The organism is Bifidobacterium pluvialisilvae (assembly GCF_019331695.1).
GTDB lineage: Bacteria > Actinomycetota > Actinomycetes > Actinomycetales > Bifidobacteriaceae > Galliscardovia > Galliscardovia pluvialisilvae.
Genome location: NZ_JAHBBI010000009.1, coordinates 84,084 through 105,523 on the forward strand (window position 1 = coordinate 84,084; position 21,440 = coordinate 105,523).

Genomic DNA, 21,440 nt, shown 5'->3' on the forward strand with positions numbered 1-21,440 from the left:
TCTTCGACATCATCCTGAAAACCATGGCCAATGCCATGACGTTCTCGACGAGACGATATACGGTATAACCGTTACGACGTACGACGGTCGTCGTGCTGGAAGGTCAACGACGACGGCGCCGCAACCGCCCGCAGCCACGACGACCCCGACAAGACAGAAGAGAGCGACTGAATGGACAAGATCATCGAGCCGGTCGTGTTCCTATGCATCATCCTGCTGGGATACGGCTTCAAACGCATCGGATGGTGCAAGACCGACGATTACCGCATCATGCAGAAGATCGTCTTCAACCTGCTGCTGCCCGCCGCCGTGATCAACTCGTTCGTCAACGGCAAACACGACATGAGCCTGCTGTGGGTGGCATTGTTCGGATTCCTCGCCGCTCTGATCCCCATCCTCGTGATCTACCTGTGCACCAAGAGGACGCCGCTCGGCAACCGCGCCTACTACATGCTCAACGGTTCCGGATTCAACATCGGCTGCTTCGCCATGCCCGTCGTCCAGGCGCTCATGGGGCCGGCCGCCGCCGTGGCGGTCGTCATGTTCGACATCGGCAACTCCGTCATGATGTCGGCCGGCATGAACGCCGTGACCACGCAACTGCTGCGCATCGACGACACCCATCCCCTCACCCCCGAACAGCAGGCGCAGCCGCTCGGTCCCAAGCCGCCGCGCAAGATCCAGGACAAGGACGCGCGGCGACTCCAACGATGGGCGAGCTTCCGGCGCATCGCACGGAACTTCTACAGTTCGGCCGCGTTCATGACCTACATGCTCATGCTCGTGTTCATGGTCGCGCACGTCACCATTCCCCCGATCGTCGGCACTGTCCTGCAGCCTTTGGCCAGCGCCAACGCCTTCTGCTCCATGTTCATGGTCGGCATGCTCATGGACCTGCCCAACGGCATGAAGGAGGTCAAGCCGTTGGCCACGGTGATTGTCTGGCGATGGGCGTTTGCGTTCATCCTCTCCGCTGCCGCATGGTTCATCCTGCCCGTCGACCCGTGGGTGCGCAAGGCCGTGATCTTCGTATGCTTCGCGCCCGTGGGCGTGTTCTCCACCCTGTTCACCGACCGCGTGCTCGGTAACGCGAAGCTCGCCGGCCTGTGCCTGGCTTCGACAGGCGTGCTGGGACTGATCGCCATGACCGTCGCGAACATCGTCATCCCCGCGTGAGTCCGGTTGTCGCGTAAGTTCGGTTGTTGCGCGATTTCGGTTGTTGCGCGCGGTTCCTGCGGAGCGAGACATGATACACCCCCTCCCCTCTTCTTCTTGCCTTGGTAATCTAGTTTCATACAAGGTCGTACGGAGAAGAGGAGGGGAATAATGAACGGTGATTCGACGAAGAGGAACGATCCCGGGCCGGTTCCCATGCCGGGAAGCGGAATCGGCGGTTCGGTCGACTCCGGCGGTTCAGCCGGTTCCGGTGACAAGGGCGTCAAATCCGGCAAATCCAAGCCAGGCAGGAAACGCGTCGGCATCATCATCGCGATAATCGTGGCGGTGATCGTCATCGTCGGCGCCATCATCGGATGGCGGATCGTCGACTCGCGTTCGCAGGCCAGTGCGTTGGACGACTGCAAGACCCAGGTCAACGCGCTCGCCTCCGCGCAGGAAACCACGAAATCCAAGCTTGACAAGGCCAAGGAGACGGCCAAAACCGATGCCAAATCGCTGGCGGACGCAAAGACGCTGACGACGCTGCAAACGGCCATCAGCGATGTCGACGTGACGTCTGCACTGCCGCAATGCGGCGACGACACCTCGGCCAAGGATCTGCGGTCGGCGGCCGATTCGGCGAAAACCTCGCTCGACAAGCTGAACACGTCCACGACGGCGCTCGACAAGGCCGTGAAAGCGGTCTCGGCAAGCAAGGATGCGAAGACGCTGAGCGACGCCAAGGCGGCATTGCAGAAGCAGATCGCCATTGCGGAGAAGCTGCTGAAATCGTCCGACGGCAAGGTCAAGGACGACGATCGCAGCCGTGGCATATTGGAAGACCAGATCGCGGACGCGAAGAAGGTCCTGTCATCGTCGACGTCGGCGGATTCCTCGGCGTTATCCTCACTGAAATCCAAGACGCAGGGCATACAGACGTCCATCGACGCCGTGAACACCAGCGTTCGAGAAAAGGCGGCGGCCGACAAGAAGGCACAAGAGGCCGCGGCGGACAAGTCACGCTGCTCGGCCATCGTCGGCATCTATGCGCCGGCGAACTCGGGCGGCGGGCCGGTCATCGACGCCGGTTGCAATATCGGCAGCGGCGAAGGAGGTTGGCCTGCCTCGCAGTACGTGGCCGGTTCATATCAGGACCTCGGCAGCGGACGTTTCTCATGGCGCACATCCGACGGCAGCAAGCTGACCTACTACCCCGCCGGCTCCTACGCGCCGCTGCAGGCCACCATGACGCCCGAGTTCCTGGCGCCGGCCGGCATCACCGATCCGACGAACACCCCGAAGATCCAGATGGAGGACAATCCCAACAGCATGGGCGGTATCGGCACCCTCATGTTCAAGGGCTGAGGTCGCTGGGGGCGTTCGGTCTCCTGCTGTGTCGTCGTGAGTGGGTTTCTTCCTGTGTCATCTTGAGCGGAGGGCGAAGCCCGGAGTCGAAGGATCTTCCCCGGTCGGTGTCAAGATCCTTCGACTCCGTCGCAGGCGGCTCCGCCCAGGATGACATCAAAAGCCGGCTGAGGGTTGTCTAATGCCTAATTAGCGGCCCTGCATCACCCGTGCGATTAGCTGTGATGAAAACGGCCTAAAACGGCCTAAATTTGCCTCTTGGCGGTGATAAACAAAAACCCTCGGAATCGTCGTGATTCCGAGGATGTAACGGGTGGAGCATACCGGGTTCGAACCGGTGACCCTCTGCTTGCAAAGCAGATGCGCTACCAGCTGCGCCAATGCCCCGTTCGGGCATGTTTCCAGCCTTATTCGGAGAGAAAAAAAGCGGCTCGAAAAGCCGCTGTGTTCTTCTCTGTGTGGGCCCGGGAGGACTTGAACCTCCGACCTCATCCTTATCAGGGATGCGCTCTAACCACCTGAGCTACGGGCCCAACTCGTTGCGCTTTCTCAAACGCACAAGTGTTTATATTAGCGAGCGATGGGAATTCTGTCTAATCGGCGTGTCGCGTTGAAGGAGAGCGTTCCTTATCGTCCCGTCGGGGCAAGATGTTGGGCATGAACGAACCAGCGCGCACTCCCCCATCAGGCGGCCGAACACGGTCCGGTGCCACGCGACGTGCGCCATCCCGCGGCCGTGCACGGACCCTGTCGGTGGAGGTCCTGGATATCGAGGGGTTGAAAGTCACCGTGACGCGCAAGACCGTCAAGAACATGTATCTGCGCATCAAGCCGCCGGACGGTCGCATCGAGATAACAGCCCCCAAGCGGCTGAGTCGTGCCTCCATCGCCCGGTTCGTGCACGCCCGTCGGGAATGGATTGAAGCCACGCGACGTAACGTCATCGACGCCGACGCTCAGTCCCCGCTTAAACAGCCGTGGAGCGATGAGCGCAAGCGCGAGGCCAAGCGCATCCTCAATGAGCGTATTTCACAGATGCTGTTGTACTGGGTGCCGATCGTGGGCAAGGTGCCGACGAACATCTCGCTGCGCCGCATGAGCACGCGATGGGGGTCGTGCACACCGTCCACGGGTCGGATTCGCATCAACCTCGAACTGGCGTTCCTCCCGGAGGTGTATCTCGAATACGTGCTCGTCCATGAGCTGACGCATCTGTGGGAGCGCGGCCACGGCGAGGGGTTCCAGCGCCGTATGACGCAATATCTTCCCGAATGGAAGCGTCTGCGCTGCGAACTGAACCAGCTGGTATAGGAAAACATAGAAAACGCGAGTTGTGGGTGTTTGTTTTTCCGATATCGATTCATCGCTACCGGAATTGCAACGATCTCGGCGAGTAAAAACGCCGGTTTCGTCCATCGAACACCCACAACTCGCTGTTTGCCCTTGAAAAAGGCCGGAACGGGGAAGATCCCCGTGCGATTCCAGTGCAGTTACGCGATGTGGCTGCGCAGGAACCACTGGAACAGCTCCAGCGCCTGCACGTGGTCCTGGATGATGTTGGAGCTGACGACGTCGAGCTCGTCCAGTTCGGCAATGGCCTTGCGGTCGTCGGTGATGAACACGTCGTAGTAGTCGATGAGCGCCTTGATGTAGTCCTCGGTGGAGGCGCGGCCCTTGAGATCGAGGCCCTTCCACGAGCGGTTGCGCACGATGGCGTCGGGCGTGCCGTCGGGGGCGCCGCCCAGCGTGGCGATGCGTTCGGCGGTCTCGTCGGCCTGGCCGAGCACGACCTCGACCTGCGGGTCGATCATCTCGTGCACGGCGATGAAGTTCGGGCCCTGCACGTTCCAGTGGGCGTGCTTGAGCACGAGGGCCGCCTCCTGCTCCTGGCTGAGACGGTTCTGCAGAATGGCGATGGTCTTCTCGGCCTGCTCCTCGCTGAGTCCCGGAACGGTGAATTTCAGAGTCATGATGGTCTTCTTTCCTGGTTGATCGGTCTTCTTACCGTATGCAAATCCGGCGATGGCATTGGCATTGATACCGCCGGTGTCTGGTGTCTCCATTCTAGAAGCGGAGGCCGTCGGAATCGTTCAGCGCACAGCGCAGAAATGCCGCGCCGCGGATTGCAACGTTGTGAACGGTGCAATCCGCGGCGCTTGGGCGAGTCGTGACAGTCATGGCCATCGGATTCGCTGATTACGGTGGCGCATGCCGGGGCCGACGTCATGACGGGTCGTCGACCGATTTGTCCTTCGCCTTCGCGATATGGTCCGTGTCGGCATCTGCGTTGCCAGCTTCGCCGCTTTCGGCCGGCGGGTTCGCGCCGCTGCGACGCACCTCGATCGTCTGGATGCGTCGGCCGTCCACTTCGGTGATGACCATGTCGTATCCGTCGTCGGAATGCAGCACCGCGCCGACCTTGCCCATTTCGCCGGTTTTGGCGAGGAAATAGCCGGCGACGGTCTCATACGGTCCATCCTCGAGTTCGATGCCGGTGAGTTCGTCGAAGTCCTCGATGGTCATGCCGCCGTCGATGCGCGCGACGCCGCCTACGAACGCCGAACCGGGCTTCATGCCGCCGGGCTCGGTGGGCAGATCGTATTCGTCGCGGATGTCGCCGACGAGCTCCTCGGTCATGTCCTCGAGCGTGACGATGCCGTCGGTGCCGCCGTATTCGTCGATGACGATGGCTAGGTGGATGCCGCGCTTGCGCAGCAGCGACAGGCTGGGCAGCAGTTTCGATGTGCCGGGCAGCGAGATGCCCTCGCGCGTGACGTCGGCCACGGTCTTCGCCTGCCTGTTGCGGACGTCGAGCAGGTCGCGCACGTGCACGAAGCCGAGCACGTCGTCGAAGTCCTTGCCGGTGACCGGATAACGCGAGTACGGCTTGTCGCGCACGAAATCGGCGGCGTCCTCGATGCTCATGTCGCCGTCGATGAAGACGACGTCGGCACGCGGCCGCATGACCTCCGCGACGATGGTTTCGGAGGCGTCGAACACGTCGTCGAGAATCACGCGCTCGTCCTTGCTGAGGTTGGTGTTCGACGAGACGAGCACGCGCAATTCGTCGTCGCTGACCTCGGATTCGGTCTCGTTCGGATCGAATCCGAGCAGACGTACGATGCCGTTCGTGTTCTTGCCGATCAGCCAGATGATGGGGCGGCAGATGGTCGCGAACACGTCGATGGCTGGCACGACGGCACGGGCGATCGCCTCGGTCCTCTGCATGGCGATGCGCTTGGGCACCATCTCCGAGATGACGATGGAGCAGTAGGAGATGATGAGCGTGAGCACGATGGTGGTCAGCGGTGCCGCGATGCGCGTGGGCACGCCCCATCCCTCGACCACGGGCACGATGAACGGCGAGATGGAGGATTCGCCGAACGATGCCGAAAGAAAACCGCAGAGCGTGACGCCGATCTGCACGGTGGAGAGGAAGGTGTTCGGGTCGCGGGCGATTTTTGCCACGCGGGCGCCGCGCACGTCCTCCTGTTCCATCTGATCGATTTGCGACCCTCGCAGCGAAACCAGCGCCAGTTCGGTGCCGGCGAAGATGCTTCCGAGCAGCAGGAAAACGAAAATCAGCAGTACGTTCAGGCCTAGTGACATGATTCCACACTATCCGAGACCCCTTACTGATATTCCCCGTCACCCTGAGCGAGGGGCGTGGCGTTATCCTCCTTGTCATCCTGAGCGGAGGGTGCAGCGCTACCCCCACTGTCATCCTGAGCGAAGGGCGTAGCGCTACCCCCACTGTCATCCTGAGCGAAGGGCGTAGCGTTATTCCCCTGTCATCCTGAGCGGAGGGCGTAGCCCGGAGTCGAAGGATCTTTTGCCCCGGTCGAGTTCAAGATCCTTCGACTCCGCCGTAAACGGCTTCGCTCAGGATGACAAGGAGCAGACCGTAAGCGGCTTCGCTCAGGATGACGGAGAGCAGTCCGTAACGCGGGATGACGGGAGGGCTTCCGCTCCCGCTGGCGGGAGCTGTCAGGCGCAGCCTGACTGAGGGTGGTTGGGCCCGGGCTACAGCGGCAGCACCTCCACCGTGCCGTCGCCGAGCCGGTACCGTGCGCCGACGATGGCGACTTCGCCGGAACGTACGGCGTCGCGAATCGTCGTCGAACCGTTGGTGATCTCCTCGATGGTCCGTGCCACGTGGACGCGTTCCACGTCATCGGCGGTCGCATCGCTATCGTCCGCGAACGCGAGCCGGACGGACGCCCCGACCTTGCGCATAAGCATCGAGCGGGAGCTGTCGTCGTCGGCGCCATCGTTCCCGTCGGCGAGCGTCTCCATCGCGGCTGCCACGGCACCGCAGTGCTCATGCCCCATGACGACGATCAGACGGACGTGCAGGTGTTCGACGGCGTATTCCAATGATTCGAGTACGGCGTCGTCGACGACCTCGCCGGCCGTGCGGATGTCGAACAGGTCGCCGAGCCCTTGGTCGAAGACGATTTCCGGGGTCGCCCGCGAATCCGAGCAGGACAGCACGGCCGCTTTGGGATGCTGGCCGGCGACGAGCGATTCGCGGGTGACGCGGTCCTGATGCGGATGTTCGGCATTCCCCGCAGCAAACCGTCGGTTGTCGTTAATGAGCCGGTTCCATGTGGTTTGTGTGGTCATGGTGTTCCTTTCATGGATGTGTAATTCACGAATCGCGAGATACGGGTGTTGTGAACGTTAATTTCGCGGGTATCTCGCGATTCGTGAACTGGGTAGCCCGTGTATGGGAAGGTCTTCGACTCGTTCCCCCATATGCAAGACTGATTCGCATCCCTCCCGATTGGTCTAAGCTATCGATTCCCCAGTGTAGTTTTCGATTGGCTGATGACGGGAAAGCAAAAGGCTGCCGAGTGATTCTCGGCAGCCCCCGCTGTACAAAAGGCAGTGGACCAGAGCCACTGGCATTCGCACACCATCCGAAAAGTCGTTTTGCACTGCTGTTACGTTGAGAACAATCTCAATCAAGGTTTTATGAATGTCACTTCGTTTGATTCCGCCGTTTCTCCCCTGTCGATAAGGGCTTTCAATGCGTCGATTTCCTTTATTTTTCAACGTTTTTCTTTGTATATGATTGCGAAGAAAAAAATGCGACACGCGCAGGTTGATGGTTGTTGAATGTTGGATATATGATATCAGCATCAAGTTTGAGAACGATATCAAACTTGATGCGGACAGAAGATGCGCCAGAGCGTCTTACTGCTTTATGTGCGGTTCACTGTGACGTGATTTGCATAATAATAACGAAAAGTAAGTATTTTCATGGGCTTGTTCCACTCCGCCGATTGAAGAATGACGCTATGTCGCGTCGTTTCCGTGCGGTGCAAAGGAGGTTGCCGGGCATATAATTGATATCGTTCTCAGTGTATTGGAAGGTGTGATTATGAGTCGAGCGGTTACCATCGATGATGTTGCTAAGCTGGCCGGCGTCTCGCGGGCCACTGCGGCCCGCGTCATGGGCGGTTATGGAAGCGCGTCCAAGAAATCCCGTGCAAGCGTGGAGGAAGCCGCGCGTATTCTCAATTACATTCCCAATATGGCGGCAAAGGGGTTGCGGGGCAAGGGCATGAAGACGCTGGCCATCATCCTTCCCAGCATCCGCAACAACTACTGCAATCGGCTGATTCATGCGGTGGAAAGCGAAGCCAGCGCATTCGGCTACGATGTCATCATCTGCAACACCCACGAGAACGTCGAGACCGAGCTGCGGCACATGCGTTCCATGAGCTCGCGTCAGGTCGAAGGCGTGATCGTGATGTCGTCGGCGCGCAACGTGTCACAGATCGATACACAGTATCTCGATCTGTATCGGGGCGATATGCCGATGGTGTTCGTCGACCGCACGATCGTCGGCTTGGACAGCGACGTCATCTGCAGCGACAACGTGGATGCCTCAAGCGAGGCCATACGGAAGCTGCTGGATCTCGGCCACCGGTCCATCGGCGTGATGACAGTGAACCGTTCCGTCTCGGTGATGGAACGCATCGACGGATATCGGCGAATGTGCGAGCAGCACGGCATCCGATACGACGAGGATTTGATTCGATTCATCCAGCCTCCCGTGGACGATGATTCGGCGCAGGGACTCGCCCGTCTGTCCCGCGAGGCGACGGCCGAGCTGCTGGACCGAGGCTGCACGGCCCTGTACGTCATGTACAACGACCTGTGCGCCGGGGTGATTCAGGAACTCGACGAACGCGGTCTCTCCCTAGGAGATGACATTTCGCTGGTCTCATGGGACGACGACATGCTCAACGTGCTGATGGGCATCACCACCGTGGACCAACAGGTCGAACTGATGGGCAAGGAGGCCGTGCGCAGGCTGCTGGCCGGCGACGGCAAGCAATCGAATCATGCGGAGCACGAGGCGACGGTGTCCGTGTTCCCTGCACAGCTGATCGACAGACGTTCATGCGGTCGCTGCAAGACTGCATGACGGCCAACAAAAAACGCCTCCCGCGGCAAGCGAAGTTTGCGGCTTCACGGCTTGCCTCGGAAAGCGAATACAACAAAATCAACTTCTCTGACAAAGCGATTTCACATAAGGAGCATACCAAATGGATCTGATCATGGGCATGAACAGCGGCTCGTCGTTCGACGGCATCGACGTGATCCTCGCCGAGATCGAACGGGACGAAGACGGCTTCCCCAAGCCTCCGAAGTTCCTCAAGGGCGGTTCGTATGACTGGCCGGAGGAGGTCGTTCCTCTGGTGCGCGGCGCCTTCGACAACAAAGTCGATATGGTCGGTCTCAACCGTCTGAATTACATCTGCGGTGCCGTATTCGCCGAAAAGGGCAAGCAGTTCATGGAGGAGAACGACATCAATCCTCTGGACGTCAAGGTCCTCGGCCTCGATACGCAGACCATCTACCAGGAGCAGCCCGAGCATGACCGCATCGCCGCGATGAGCGATGTGGAGAAGGCCGACTGGGTCCACCGCTGGCTGAACGGCCCATACCCGGCAGGCACCCAGATGGGCGACACCTCAGTGATCGCCAACCTGCTCAACATCGACACGGTGACGCATTTCCGCCCGGCCGACCATGTGTGGGGCGGCGCGGCGGCTCCGCTGATGCCGTATCTCGACTGGATTCTGTTCCGCGGCTCCGACAAGCCCACCATGACGCTGAACATCGGCGGCATCGCCAACCTGCATGTGGCCATGAAGGACAAGTCCAAGATGTTCGGCTTCGACACCGGCCCCGGCAACACCATCTCCAACTCCCTGTGCCGCAAGCTGATCGGCAAGGAATATGACAAGGACGCTGAACTCGCCATGGCCGGCAACGTCGATGCCGAAATGCTCGACTTCTTCATGCATCATCCGTTCTTCGATCGTCCCGTCCCGCGTTCCGGCTGGATCGCCGACTACGATGACGCCTACATCGACGAGGTGCTGGAACGTTTCGGTCATCTGTCGGTTAACGACATCTTGGCCACGGCCTGCGCCTTCACCGGCGAAGCCGTCGCCAAGAGCATGGTCGACAATGTTCCGGCCGACGTCATCGCACAGACCGATACCCTGTACGCGTCCGGCGGTGGTGTGCGCAACCCGAGAATCATGAAGGAGATCCAGGAACGCATCCCCGCCAACATCCGCCTGACCACCTCCGCCGAACTCGGCATTCCGCCGGAATACAAGGAGGCGGTGAAGTTCGCCACGATCGCCTACTCCACCATCAACTGCATGCCGGGCAATATTCCCGCAGCAGGCCATGCGTCGCAGTATTCCATCCTCGGCAAGATCGCCCTCGCCCCGCGTCACATCGCGGGCGGCGCCTCCCTGTGAGCGCGCGGCGTCGATGGAGTCCAAAGACGGACTGCCATCGACGCCGTTATTGCATTCCGCTGCATCATCGTCATTGGAGATTGACATGCTCTCTATAAGAAAAGCGTCCTGGGCCGAGCAGCCGAACGGATATCTGGACCGCACCCCCATTCTGCAATTCGTACTTACTTCGCTGATGTTCGCCATCTGGGGCGCGGCATCAAGCCTGAACGACATCCTCATCACCCAGTTCAAGGCCGTGTTCGAGCTGAGCGATCTGGCCACCGCCTTCGTGCAAAGCGCCTTCTACGGCGGATACTTCATCATGGCCGTTCCCGTATCGCTGTTCCTGAAGAAGACCAGTTACAAGGTCGGCATCATGACCGGTCTCGCCGTGTTCGGCGCGGGCTGCCTGCTGTTCTTTCCTGCGTCCAGCATCGTGACCTACGAGCTGTTCCTCTTCGCGATCTTTGTGGAGGCCATCGGCCTGAGCTGCATCGAAACATCATCCGACACCTATGCGACGGTGATGGGGCCGAAACGATTGGGCACGCTGCGCCTGAACATTGCGCAGATGTTCAACGCCATGGGACTGATCATCGGCATCCTGATGGGTAAGTATCTCGTGTTCCAGGATTCGAATCTCAAGGAGGAGATGGCCGCGATGCCTCCGGAGCAGGCTCGGGCCTATGGCATCGCACAGCTGGGGCGCACACTGGAGCCATACAAGTGGTTCCTGATCATGCTTGCCGTGCTGCTGGTGCTGTTCGCCATCACGAAGTTCCCCCGCTGCCGCGTACACAACGACGAAGGCAAGGTGCAGTCCGCGCCGCTCGGCGAGACGTTGTCCCACCTGGTACGCAATCGACGGTACATGACCGGCATTGCGGCGCAGTTCCTATTCGTGGGTGCGCAGATCGGTGTCTGGTCGTTCACCATTCGACTCGCATTGGAACTGAATCCGGGACTGAGCGACCGTGACTCGTCGAACTTCATGATCATCAGCTATGCGGCGTTCTTCGTCGGACGTCTGATCGCCAGCTCGCTGCTGACCCGGTTCCGTGAGACCCGTGTACTAGCCTCATACATGCTGCTGGGTGCCGGTTTCATCGCCGCGGGACTGCTTGCCCAAGGTACGCTCGCGGTCTGGCTTATCGTATGTGCGAGTTTCTTCCTTGGCCCCGGCTGGCCCACCACGTACGCGCACATTCTGGGAACGGTGAAGGATCGTCGCTACACCGAAACCGCTGGAGCGATCATCGTGATGGCGCTGATCGGCGGAGCCGTGATGCCGGCCGTGCAAGGTGCCATCTCCGACGCCTTCGGTATGCATACGTCCTTTGCGCTGCCAGCCGCCGAACTGGCCGTCGTGGGCCTCTACTTCCTCATCGAGATGAGTCACGACAAGCTCACACCGAAGCAGCAGCGCGAACTGGAGCACGCCTCCGCCGCGGAATACGCGATTGCGGACTAGCGTAGTCAGCACAGGAAATCTCCCGATATATATATACCCCGCAAACACCCAGCACATATGGGAAAGGCCCCGATTCGTGCGAATGCAACGAATCGGGGCCTTTCCCATGCGCCAAGACGCACAAGGCAATGCGGGTAGCCGAAAATCAGCCCGTGTTCTGCAGGCCGGCGGCGACACCGGACACGGTGCAGAGGATGAGATAGATGAAGTCGGCGGTCTGGGACTCGCTCAACTCGTTCTTCTCGTCGCGACGGCGGACCGAACGCAGCGCGCGCACCTGCGTGACCGACAGGGCGTTCACGTACGGCGAGCGGATGCGGATGGCCTGGCCGAGCACGTGACGGTGCTGCAGCGGCCACTCGTCGCCCACGATCTTGAGCACCCACTTGCGGGTGAGCTCCATCTCGTGCAGCACCTTGTCGCGCAGGTCGTCACGGTCGCCGAGCGCCAGATACAGCTTGGCGATGCGTTCGTCGGTCTTCGCGAGCGACATCTCGATGTTGTCGATGAAGGTGCTGAACAGCGGCCACTCCTCATACGCCTCGCGCATGGTCTTGAGGTCGCCGAACTGCTCGCAGGCGGAACCGAGGCCATACCAGGCGGCGAGGTTGATTCGCGCCTGGGCCCAGGAGAACACCCACGGAATCGTACGCAGGTCGTCGAGCGACTTCGCGCCGAGGCCGCGCTTGGCCGGACGGGAGCCGATCGGCAGCAGACCGACCTCGGTGAGCGGCGTGACGATGGAGAACCACGGGGCGAAGTCCGGCGTGTTCAGCAGATCGAGGAATCGTGCGTGCGACGCGTCATCCAGCTGCTTGGTCATGTCGGCGTACTTCGCGGTCATCTCCGTGTTCGTCTTCTCGACGCTCGGGGCGGACTGCAGCAGCGTCGCCGAAGCCACGGACTCGATGTGGCGCACGGCCAGGATCGGGTTGCCGTAACGGGCGAAGATGACCTCGCCCTGCTCGGTGAGCTTGAAGCGGCAGTTCACGGAGCCACGCGGCTGGGCCAGCACGGCGCGGTTGGCGGGGCCACCGCCACGGCCGACGGCGCCGCCACGGCCGTGGAACAGCGTCAGGTCGATGTCGTTGGCCTCGGCCCAAGCGACCACGCGCGCCTCGGCCTCATGCAGGGCCAGCGTTGCGGTGGTCGGACCGGCGTCCTTCGACGAATCGGAGTAGCCGAGCATGACCTCCATCTTGCGGTTCGTGGCCTTCAGACGGGCCTGAACCTCCGGGATGCGCAGCATGCCGTCGAGCACGCCGACGCAGTTCTGCAGATCCTCAAGCTGCTCGAACAGCGGGATCACGTCGATGGTCGGCACATCCTCCGGGTGGGAGAACGCCAGACGGTTGAGCTCGTACACGTCCTTGATGTTCTGCGCGGACTTGGTGAACGAGATGATGTAGCGGCGGGCGGCCTTCAGACCGTTGCGGCGCTGGATGGAACCAAGCGCGCGGAACGTGTCGAGCACCTCGCGGGTCATCGGCTGCAGTTCGCCGCGCTCGCCATGCAGGCCATGCTCGCGGATGTCGTCCAGGGCACGGGAATGCACGACGGAGTGCTGACGGAACTCCATCTCGACCATGTGGAAGCCGAACGTCTCGGCCTGCCAGATCAGCGTCTGCATCGGACCGTAGGCGGCACGCGGCGCACCGGCGTCGGCCAGCGACTTCTGCACGGTCTTCAGATCGGCGATGTAGTCCTCGCAGGAGTGGTACATCAGATCATGGTCGCGCACGATGGTGGCGTGCAGACGGTCGGCGATCACCAGCATGACCGCGCGATGCGGCTCCTTGGTGGAGATCAGCTCGGCCTTCGCGGTCAGACGCTCGCTCATCTCGCGCTGATGGCTCCACAGGTCCAGCAGGCCGGTGCACGGCTTGGTGTCCTTGGATTCCAGCGTCAGATTGCGGCCGACCTCGCGGGTGGCCTCCTCCAGCTTGGCGATCACGTGATCGGAGAACTTGCGGGCCACCTGGCGGCTCACCTTCGCGGTCACGTTCGGGTTGCCGTCACGGTCGGAACCGATCCAGCTGCCCGGATGGAAGAACGCGGGGCACACCGGCGGGACCTTGCCCGCGTTGTCGCCCAGCACCCAGTCGTCGAAACGGCGGTACACCTTCGGCACGGTGTCGAACAGCGTGTTGTCGAAGATGTCGAGGATCGTATCGGCCTCCTCGACCGGCGTCGGCTTCTTCAGCGCGATCGGCGACGTGCGGAACATCGCGTCGATCTCGTTGAGCATCTTGCGCTCGTTCTCCGCCAGATCGGAGCCGCCCAACGCGGGGCGCTCCTCCAAAAGCTCTGCAATACGGCGGATCTTGCCCTCGACGGCCTTACGACGGGCCTCGGTCGGGTGGGCGGTGAACACCGGATGGAACTCCAGCTTGTCGAGCAGCTTCTGCGCCTGGGCCGGACCGACCTCGGAAATGATGCGCTTGTAGGCGCCGGTCATCTCGTTGATCGGATCGGTGGCGGCGTTCAGCGGGACTTCCTTCTCGCGCTTGCGCAGCACGGAAACGCGGTAGTTCTCCTCGCTCAGATTCGCCAGATGGAAATAGGTCGCGAACGCGCGCGCCAGCAGCGTCGCATCATCCACGGAAACCGAATCGATAAGCTTCACGGCCTTGTCGAAACCGGCCTGTTCCGGATCGGGATCCTCATATCCCAGTCCCTTGCCGCCGAACTCCTCGCTGGTCGCCTCATTGGCGTAATCCAGCAACGTGTCGAACTTCTCGAGCAGATGTTCGTCATACTCGTTCAACACCGTTCGCAGCAGACGCAGGAACAGATCCATGTTGCCGCGAAGATCGGCGGGAAGACCCTGCTCCTCAGGGCCTTTCGTGCCGGTTCCGGTGCTGATGATGCCCGAATCCGCGGCTTTGATCGTTTCGTCTGTTGATGTCATCCAGACCTCCTTAGCCTCGTCACCGGTTGTTCGTCTATCGGCTTTCTACGGCTCCTCCGTAGTTATGACGGCCGACCGTTCCAAACCCAAAGCCGGTGAACAGACGCCCCTTCATTGTAGGGCCCGGTTCGGGTGTTTTATTTCCAACAGTTTTCGTACTTTCCCGATAATCCGCGCAATATCGCGAAAAAAATCGAAAGATATTGATATTCCATAACGTGGACACCGTGTGAAAGGTTATATGTGACGAAAAATCAGTCATTCCGCTGATTCGTGACCAAATATTGACATTCCTCGCAATTATTCCGTCGAAATCATTCTTCACCGCTGAGTAAATATAGGAGAGTGATTTTCGGGAAGAAGAACGCCACAGCATCAGAACACGTCGCCGCCATTCCGGCAGGCGTCGAAAAGGTCACGAAATACCATACTCATTCCATCCCCCTCGACATGGAGGACATCGAGCGCGACCTCGACAAGCCGGTCATGGAAGCCGGCATCGCCGCCAAGACCAGCGTCATCGTACGCGTCGGCATGCTCGACCTCGGCGCCGGCACCGGAAGCTTCCGCGTACGGCAGATGATGCACCGCATCGCCTACCCGGTCGGCGTGCACGTCCGTGCCGACGTCAACCTCACCGACATCGAAGCCTCCTGCACCGACGGCAAGAACCGCGTCACCGAAGTCATCGACCTGCCCACCACCGGCGTCAACACCGAACGCATCTGGCTCCTCGAACACTTCGCCGACTGGTTCAGCGTCAACCTCGGCCACTCCGCCGTCTACCACAACCGCGGACTCGAGGTCTCCGACAAGCTCGTCGAAAACCTCGACGCCAAAGACGTCTCCCAGGTCTCCGCCAAAGCCGCCAAGGAACTGCGCCTCAGGAAGAAACTCGCCAAGGAGGGAACGGCCGACACCGTCTCCGATACGGCACCGGTCCCCGACGGCTCCCCCATGCAGACCACCACGGCCACCACCAAAGCGGAGCGGCTCCACGAACTCGACCGCCAACGCGACATCGACGCCGACGACCCCATCGTCAGGCAGATGCACGCCAGCGACCCCGCGAAAAACACCACCAACCATGACGGCACGGCCCCGACCTCCGCGCGCAAACCCCGCAAATCCCCCAAGGTCCGCAACCACCAGCCGCCCAAAGGCAAATACGCCCAGCACTTCGACCACGTCGGCAAACTCGCTCCCAACGCCTCCGACCCCAACTTCAAACCCATCACCGTCCGCGAAGCCCACAAGCGTCTCGACCTCATCGAACACCGCAAACCGCTCTACACCCCCGCCTTCGCCGGACTCGCCTCCGCGCTCGCCTGCGCATCCTTCGTCTTCCTCCTCGGCGGCGGACTCTACGACATGGCCGGCGCATTCGTCGGCGCCGGCATCGGCCACTGGCTGCGGCGCAAACTCTTCGCCAAACACCTCAACCAGTTCTTCGTCACCTTCGTCGCCGTCTTCATCGCTGCGCTCGCCTGCACCGGCACGCTGCGACTCATCGGCATCTACGACCCCATCGCCCTCGCCCACGACACCGCCTACATCGGCGCCATGCTCTTCGTCATCCCAGGCTTCCCATTGATCACCGGCGGCCTCGACATCGCCAAAATCGACTTCCCATCCGGCATCCAACGACTCGCCTACGCCCTGTCCATCATCCTCATGGCCACCCTCGCAGGCTGGGCCGTCGCCCGCATCGTCATGCTCAACCCCCAAGGCTTCGAACCCCAAGGACTCAACGTCTGGGTCACCGGTCTCCTCCGATTCGTCTTCGCCTTCATCGGGGTCTGGGGCTTCTCCGTCATGTTCAACTCCCCCCAGCGCATGTGCCTTGTTGCCGCCATCATCGGCGCCATCACCGACACCACACGCCTCGAATTCACCGACCTGCTCAACATGCCTCCCGAAGTCGCCACCTTCATCGGCGCCTTCCTCGCCGGACTCCTCGCCGCCGCATGGCGCACCGCCGTCCGACGCGGCATCCTCCCCCCGCACCTCGGCTACCCGAGAATATGCCTCACCGTCCCCTCCATCGTCATCATGGTCCCCGGAATGTACATGTACCGCGCCATGTTCTACCTCGGCCAGTTCAACACCCAAAGCGCCCTCGACTGGGCCTTCCGCGCCTTCATGGTCATCATCTGCCTGCCCATCGGGCTCGCGATGGCGCGCGTAGTGACTGACCGCTCCTGGCGCTACGACATCTAGAACAGTCCCCTGATGGAGCGTCCTCTGCGTTACGGAAGACTCGACGTACCTTTGTACGCCTTCGTCTTCCGTGCCTTGAGGCCGCACACATCATGGGACTGTTCTGCAAATCATCGGATAACGGAGTGTCATCCGCGTTGCAGAACATTCGACGTACCTTCGTGCGCCTTTATGTTCTGCGTCTTGATGCCACACGCGTTATCCGATGATTTTCGTGTGGAGGGTGATGCAGTGCCTTGGGCCCGCCCCCGCTGGCGGGGGCTGTCCGCCGCAGGCGGACTGGGGGTGGTCGGACACCTCTCGGGGAGATGCGTCTGTCTAATCCGCGCTGCGCTTTTTCTGTCGCCCTGCTATAACCCCCTATCGCCCTGAGTGAAGCCTCTCCCTCTGTTGTCGTCCTGAGCGTCCCTCCCTGTTGTCATCCTGAGCGAGCGAAGCGAGTCGAAGGATCTCTGCGAACGTCAGGATCCTTCGACTGCGCCGCAAGCGGCTTCGCTCAGGATGACAGGGGCCTTGCTCAGGATGGCAGGGGCCTTGCTCAGGATGGCAGTGGCCGGCTTCGGCCAGGATGACGGCAGGGGCGGAGCCGACCTCCCCGCTCACTATTCACCGGCTACTTTCCCAGCGCGATCTCGTCGATGCGGCGCAGCTCATCCTCCGAAAAGTCGGTGTTCTTCAACGCGCCGATGTTGTCGATGATCTGCTGCGGCTTCGACGCGCCCACCAGCACCGTCGTCACCGCCGGATGATGCAGCAGCCACGCCACCGACATCTCCGCCAGCGTCTGCCCGCGGTCGGCCGCCAACTCGTTCAGCGCGCGAATCTGCCCGAGCTTCGCAGGGGTCAGCGCATCCTCATGCAGGAACCGTCCGTCCGCCTTCATACGGCTGTCTTCGGGCACGCCGTTCAGATACCGGTTCGTCAGCAGACCCTGCGCTAGCGGACTGAACGTGATCACGCCCTTGCCGAGCTTCAGCGCCGAATCCAGCAGGCCGTTCTCGTCCGGCTTCCGGTCGAAGATGTTCAGACGGTTCTGATTGATGATGAACGGCACGTGCAGTTCCTTCAGAATCGCCGCCGCCTTCTCCATCGTCGGCCCGTCATAGTTCGACAATCCCACATACAGCGCCTTACCGCTGCTCACCGCCTGCGCCAGCGCGCCCATCGTCTCCTCCAGCGGCGTCTCCGGGTCGGGACGGTGATGATAGAAGATGTCCACGTAGTCCAATCCCAGCCGTTCGAGGCTCTGATCGAGGCTCGCGAGCAGATACTTGCGGCTGCCATGATCGCCGTACGGGCCCTGCCACATCTCATAGCCGGCCTTCGTGCTGATGATGAGCTCGTCGCGGTGCGCGCGGAAATACTGGTGCAGCAGACGCCCGCAGTTCCGTTCCGCCGCACCCGGCTCCGGACCATAGTTGTTCGCCAGGTCGAAATGCGTGATGCCATGGTCGAACGCCGTGAACACCAGCTGCTTCATATGCTCGTAAGGCGTGATGTCGCCGAAGTTATGCCAGAAGCCCAGCGACAGCGCCGGCAGCTTCAGACCGGAATTCCCGCAGCGGTTGTAGGTCATGTCGTCGTAGCGCGTGGGCGACGGGGTGTAGACGGTGGTCGGTTCGAACATGATGCTCCTTCGTTGGTGTTCGTTGGCGGTTGCATGCCACTGCCCTTATCCTCACACTTCAAGTAAACTTGAATGCAAATCGTGATGTTCGCTGAGAAAAGAGCCTGAGGAATCATGACGATCACCGCAACGGTCAACGCCCCGACGACAACCGCCGACGGGCCCGACACAACAACCGACCCCACCTACTCCATCCGCGAGGTCGCGCGCATGTTCCATATGCAGACGTCCGCGCTGCGATACTACGAGGATGCCGGACTGCTCACCAATGTCGGTCGCGACGCCAAGGGGCAGCGCGTCTACCGGCAATGCCATATCAACCGCATGCGCACGATCTGCTGCTTCAAGCATGCGGGCATGAGCATCGACGAGCTGCGTCGCTTCTTCGACTACGAAGACGATGAGCCCGGTCATATCGACGAGATCATGACGTTGCTGGGCGAACGCCGCGACGCGCTCGCCGAACAGCGCAAGGCCCTCGACGAGGCGTACGCCCACATCCTGCGCAAGATGCACTACTATGGCGACATCCAGAAGGCCGTGCGCGCCGGAGCCCCGTTGCCCGACTGGCGCGACTACCGCTGCAAGGATTTCGACAACTGACGGATTCGCCATTTCGGTCGTCCGGTTCGTGGTTTTCATACCGAATATACGAGTTGTGGGTGTTTACTTTGCGAGATAAGGTCTTTCGTGGAATAAGTTGAATCCAAAAACGTTGCAATTGCAGCGTTGCTACAGGCACTTGGATGAAGACCGCCAAAACCAAACACCCAAAACTCGCATTTTCCTATTGGAAGGGCATAAGACGGAGGGTTTGCCATGCTGAGATGGCCTCTCCGCTAGTCTTCGTAGTCGAAATCGTCTTTTGTGGGTCTACCTGTCCGGTTTTGTGGGTCTGGGCGGACAAATCGATGACTTTGTGGGTCTGCCTATTCGGTTTTGTGGGTCTACCTGTCCGGTTTTGTGGGTCTGGGCGGACAAATCGATGACTTTGTGGGTCTGGGACGTTCAATAATCGTGGGTCTAACTCATCATAAAGAGGTTTGTGGGTCTAGAAGGTATACAGGGACGTCAAAAATCTTTTCCTCGCGAACGGATAGACCCACTTTCGTATTTCTGTGAACAAACAGGCCCACAAACCCAATTGTCTGCTGCGGAGCACTCAGCTGTTGTCTGCTGCGGATTGCCCAGCTGCTGTGCCCCGTATGCGTTATAACCGACGCTATCCGCTACCGGAGTGAGTTTTTGGATGATGCGTGCGGTATCAAGGCGCGGAGAGCGAAGGCGTACAAAGGTACGTCGAGCTCTCCGCAACGTGGATAACGCTCCATCATCCAAAAACTCAGTATTTCATGCCCATGGCGGAACGCACCTCATCCAGCGTCTCTTCGGCGATGGCGTTGGCGCGCTTGTTGCCGTCGTGGAGGATGTCGCGCACGGTGTCCATGTCCTTGGCGAGTTCGGCGCGGCGTTCGCGGTGCGGGGCGAGGAATTCATTAACGGATTCGGTGACGAGCTTCTTGAGTGCGCCGGCGCCGGAGTCGCCGATCTCCTCGGCGATGTCCTTGGGGTCACGGCCGGTGACGAGGCCGGCGGTGGTGAGCAGGGCGGAGACCTGCGGACGGTTGACGGGGTCGAAGGTGATGCGGCGTTCGGAGTCGGTGGGGCTCTTCTTGATGAGTTTGGCGGTTTCCTCGGCGGTGGCGCCGAGCATGATGGAGTTGCCGTAGGACTTGCTCATCTTGCGTCCGTCGAGTCCGGGGATTTCCGGGGCATCGGAGAGGATGGCCGAGGGTTCGGGGAACACGGGGTTCTTCTTGGCGAAGCGCTCGTTGAAGCGTCGGGCGATGGTGCGCGTGATCTCGACGTGGGGCAGGTTGTCCTTGCCAATCGGCACGACGTTGGCCTTGCAGAAGAGGATGTCGCATGCCTGATGCACGGGGTAGGTGAGCAGCAGGCCGGTGAGGGCGTGGCCGGAGGCCTCCATCTCGGACTTCACGGTGGGGTTGCGATGCAGTTCGGCCTCGGTCACCAACGAGAGAAACGGCAGCATGAGCTGGTTTTCCGCGGGCACGGCGGAGTGGGTGAAGATCATGGTCTTCTTGGGGTCGATGCCGGCGGCCATGTAGTCGAGCACGAGGTTGAGCACGTTGTCTTCGATGTGCTCGGTGGTGTCGCGGTCGGTGATGACCTGGTAGTCGGCGATGATGATGTTGGTGTTCACGCCGCGGTTCTGCATGGCGACGCGTTCCTTGATGGAGCCGAAGTAGTGGCCGAGGTGGAGTCGTCCGGTCGGGCGGTCGCCGGTGAGCATGGTGAACTTGCCGGGGTTTTCCTCAAGTTTGGCGAGTGTGGCGTCCGAACGCTTCTTCGCCGCGAGGAAACTCGCGCTCATTTCGTTGCCTGCTGCCGTCAGCTGCTGATCTTCCGCCATTGCACACCAACCCGTATTTATTGAAGGTATTGAAAAATAACGCTCTAATCGTAAAAGTCTGAGCCGACATCACATAATAAGTGGTACTCTCTTATGTGATGAATTAGGAAAATGTTGCCTAGGGCACAAGAGACTGGCGAAGGGGGTCAGATGGGCCGCGGACGTCAGAAGGCTAAGCAGACGCGAATTGCCCGGAAGCTCAAGTACCTCACCACTGATACCGATTATGATGAGCTGGCGAAGGAGCTGTCGAGTCAGGATGAGGTGACTCCATCCGCAGCGGATCCGTTCGCTTCCATCGAAACTCAGATTCACGCCCACGACCATGATGATGCCGTGAGTTCGGTGAATGAAGAGGACTTGGATGAGTATGCGCAGTGGGCTGCCGAGGCCGCGAAGAAGGCCGAGGAGAAGCCGGTGGTCAAGGCTCCGGTTCACCGTAAGCCGATTCCCATGCCGATGCCTTCCGCATTGAAGAA

Annotated in this window: 15 protein-coding genes, 2 tRNA genes and 1 pseudogene; 9 read left to right on the plus strand and 9 right to left on the minus strand. The window is 60.7% G+C overall.

All coding sequences use genetic code 11. The features are described 5' to 3' along the window. The first annotated feature begins 171 nt into the window (after nucleotides 1-171). Both KIH77_RS08115 and KIH77_RS08120 read left to right on the plus strand, forming a co-directional pair. A complete protein-coding gene (locus tag KIH77_RS08115; protein ID WP_219100809.1) occupies nucleotides 172-1,176 on the plus strand; it encodes an AEC family transporter in 1,005 nt (334 codons plus the stop codon). Between the two features lie 150 nt (nucleotides 1,177-1,326). Further along, nucleotides 1,327-2,523, plus strand: a complete 1,197-nt coding sequence (locus KIH77_RS08120) for a coiled-coil domain-containing protein (RefSeq protein WP_219100811.1) — start codon at nucleotides 1,327-1,329, stop codon at nucleotides 2,521-2,523. Nucleotides 2,524-2,837: 314 nt separating this feature from the next. Here the strand turns inward: KIH77_RS08120 and KIH77_RS08125 are convergent. Both KIH77_RS08125 and KIH77_RS08130 read right to left on the minus strand, forming a co-directional pair. Further along, nucleotides 2,838-2,910 (minus strand) — tRNA-Ala (locus KIH77_RS08125). Between the two features lie 72 nt (nucleotides 2,911-2,982). Continuing rightward, nucleotides 2,983-3,056, minus strand: a tRNA-Ile gene (locus KIH77_RS08130). 124 nt (nucleotides 3,057-3,180) lie between these two features. On the opposite strand from KIH77_RS08130, the gene KIH77_RS08135 reads away from it, so the two are divergent. Continuing rightward, entirely contained in the window at nucleotides 3,181-3,834 is a 654-nt protein-coding gene (locus tag KIH77_RS08135) for a M48 family metallopeptidase (protein ID WP_372445383.1), read from the plus strand. A gap of 179 nt (nucleotides 3,835-4,013) precedes the next feature. On the opposite strand, the gene KIH77_RS08140 is transcribed toward KIH77_RS08135, so the two are convergent. The 4 genes from KIH77_RS08140 to KIH77_RS08155 all read right to left on the minus strand — a co-directional run bounded on the left by KIH77_RS08140 (nucleotide 4,014) and on the right by KIH77_RS08155 (nucleotide 7,671). Continuing rightward, on the minus strand, nucleotides 4,014-4,493 hold the full coding sequence (locus KIH77_RS08140; protein WP_219100813.1) for a Dps family protein: 480 nt from the start codon (nucleotides 4,491-4,493) through the stop codon (nucleotides 4,014-4,016). A gap of 253 nt (nucleotides 4,494-4,746) precedes the next feature. Beyond that, nucleotides 4,747-6,132 (minus strand): hemolysin family protein, encoded by a 1,386-nt coding sequence (locus KIH77_RS08145; protein ID WP_219100815.1) that lies wholly within the window; start codon nucleotides 6,130-6,132, stop codon nucleotides 4,747-4,749. 414 nt (nucleotides 6,133-6,546) lie between these two features. Next, complete coding sequence (locus KIH77_RS08150) at nucleotides 6,547-7,149, minus strand: carbonic anhydrase (RefSeq protein ID WP_219100817.1); 603 nt, start codon at nucleotides 7,147-7,149, stop codon at nucleotides 6,547-6,549. 165 nt (nucleotides 7,150-7,314) lie between these two features. Then, a complete protein-coding gene (locus tag KIH77_RS08155) occupies nucleotides 7,315-7,671 on the minus strand; it encodes a hypothetical protein (RefSeq protein WP_219100819.1) in 357 nt (118 codons plus the stop codon). Between the two features lie 238 nt (nucleotides 7,672-7,909). Here KIH77_RS08155 and KIH77_RS08160 point away from each other — a divergent pair, with 238 nt between their 5' ends. From KIH77_RS08160 to fucP, 3 genes are all read left to right on the plus strand, one after another. Next, nucleotides 7,910-8,962: a LacI family DNA-binding transcriptional regulator gene (locus KIH77_RS08160; RefSeq protein ID WP_219100821.1), complete on the plus strand. Its 1,053-nt coding sequence runs from the start codon at nucleotides 7,910-7,912 to the stop codon at nucleotides 8,960-8,962. A 121-nt stretch (nucleotides 8,963-9,083) separates the two neighbouring features. Next, on the plus strand, nucleotides 9,084-10,316 hold the full coding sequence (locus KIH77_RS08165; protein WP_219100823.1) for an anhydro-N-acetylmuramic acid kinase: 1,233 nt from the start codon (nucleotides 9,084-9,086) through the stop codon (nucleotides 10,314-10,316). 85 nt (nucleotides 10,317-10,401) lie between these two features. Then, nucleotides 10,402-11,769: an L-fucose:H+ symporter permease gene (gene fucP, locus KIH77_RS08170; protein WP_236024577.1), complete on the plus strand. Its 1,368-nt coding sequence runs from the start codon at nucleotides 10,402-10,404 to the stop codon at nucleotides 11,767-11,769. A gap of 145 nt (nucleotides 11,770-11,914) precedes the next feature. Here the strand turns inward: fucP and KIH77_RS08175 are convergent, their stop codons facing one another. Beyond that, nucleotides 11,915-14,680 (minus strand): phosphoenolpyruvate carboxylase, encoded by a 2,766-nt coding sequence (locus tag KIH77_RS08175; RefSeq protein ID WP_219100827.1) that lies wholly within the window; start codon nucleotides 14,678-14,680, stop codon nucleotides 11,915-11,917. A 450-nt stretch (nucleotides 14,681-15,130) separates the two neighbouring features. Between KIH77_RS08175 and KIH77_RS08180 the strand changes: the two genes are divergently transcribed. Beyond that, entirely contained in the window at nucleotides 15,131-16,900 is a 1,770-nt protein-coding gene (locus KIH77_RS08180; protein ID WP_219100887.1) for a threonine/serine exporter family protein, read from the plus strand. Nucleotides 16,901-17,513: 613 nt separating this feature from the next. Here the strand turns inward: KIH77_RS08180 and KIH77_RS08185 are convergent. Beyond that, nucleotides 17,514-18,527: an aldo/keto reductase gene (locus tag KIH77_RS08185; protein ID WP_219100829.1), complete on the minus strand. Its 1,014-nt coding sequence runs from the start codon at nucleotides 18,525-18,527 to the stop codon at nucleotides 17,514-17,516. Between the two features lie 114 nt (nucleotides 18,528-18,641). On the opposite strand from KIH77_RS08185, the gene KIH77_RS08190 reads away from it, so the two are divergent. After that, nucleotides 18,642-19,130 (plus strand): MerR family transcriptional regulator, encoded by a 489-nt coding sequence (locus KIH77_RS08190; protein WP_219100831.1) that lies wholly within the window; start codon nucleotides 18,642-18,644, stop codon nucleotides 19,128-19,130. Nucleotides 19,131-19,869: 739 nt separating this feature from the next. Here KIH77_RS08190 and trpS read toward each other — a convergent pair. Then, nucleotides 19,870-20,961, minus strand: a complete 1,092-nt coding sequence (gene trpS / locus KIH77_RS08195; protein ID WP_219100833.1) for a tryptophan--tRNA ligase — start codon at nucleotides 20,959-20,961, stop codon at nucleotides 19,870-19,872. 150 nt (nucleotides 20,962-21,111) lie between these two features. Between trpS and KIH77_RS08200 the strand changes: the two are divergent. After that, nucleotides 21,112-21,438, plus strand: a pseudogene (locus KIH77_RS08200) (DUF3073 domain-containing protein); the annotation flags it as partial. Between the last annotated feature and the right edge of the window lie 2 nt (nucleotides 21,439-21,440).

Bases quoted from the DNA above. Each gene is read 5' to 3' on its own strand.
- KIH77_RS08135 (WP_372445383.1), top strand. From the start codon at position 3,181: ATGAACGAACCAGCGCGCACTCCCCCATCAGGCGGCCGAACACGGTCC.
- KIH77_RS08175 (WP_219100827.1), bottom strand. From the start codon at position 14,680: ATGACATCAACAGACGAAACGATCAAAGCCGCGGATTCGGGCATCATC.
- KIH77_RS08190 (WP_219100831.1), top strand. From the start codon at position 18,642: ATGACGATCACCGCAACGGTCAACGCCCCGACGACAACCGCCGACGGG.
- KIH77_RS08120 (WP_219100811.1), top strand. From the start codon at position 1,327: ATGAACGGTGATTCGACGAAGAGGAACGATCCCGGGCCGGTTCCCATG.
- KIH77_RS08145 (WP_219100815.1), bottom strand. From the start codon at position 6,132: ATGTCACTAGGCCTGAACGTACTGCTGATTTTCGTTTTCCTGCTGCTC.
- KIH77_RS08180 (WP_219100887.1), top strand. From the start codon at position 15,131: ATGGAGGACATCGAGCGCGACCTCGACAAGCCGGTCATGGAAGCCGGC.
- KIH77_RS08150 (WP_219100817.1), bottom strand. From the start codon at position 7,149: ATGACCACACAAACCACATGGAACCGGCTCATTAACGACAACCGACGG.
- fucP (WP_236024577.1), top strand. From the start codon at position 10,402: ATGCTCTCTATAAGAAAAGCGTCCTGGGCCGAGCAGCCGAACGGATAT.
- KIH77_RS08160 (WP_219100821.1), top strand. From the start codon at position 7,910: ATGAGTCGAGCGGTTACCATCGATGATGTTGCTAAGCTGGCCGGCGTC.
- KIH77_RS08140 (WP_219100813.1), bottom strand. From the start codon at position 4,493: ATGACTCTGAAATTCACCGTTCCGGGACTCAGCGAGGAGCAGGCCGAG.
- KIH77_RS08115 (WP_219100809.1), top strand. From the start codon at position 172: ATGGACAAGATCATCGAGCCGGTCGTGTTCCTATGCATCATCCTGCTG.
- trpS (WP_219100833.1), bottom strand. From the start codon at position 20,961: ATGGCGGAAGATCAGCAGCTGACGGCAGCAGGCAACGAAATGAGCGCG.
- KIH77_RS08165 (WP_219100823.1), top strand. From the start codon at position 9,084: ATGGATCTGATCATGGGCATGAACAGCGGCTCGTCGTTCGACGGCATC.
- KIH77_RS08185 (WP_219100829.1), bottom strand. From the start codon at position 18,527: ATGTTCGAACCGACCACCGTCTACACCCCGTCGCCCACGCGCTACGAC.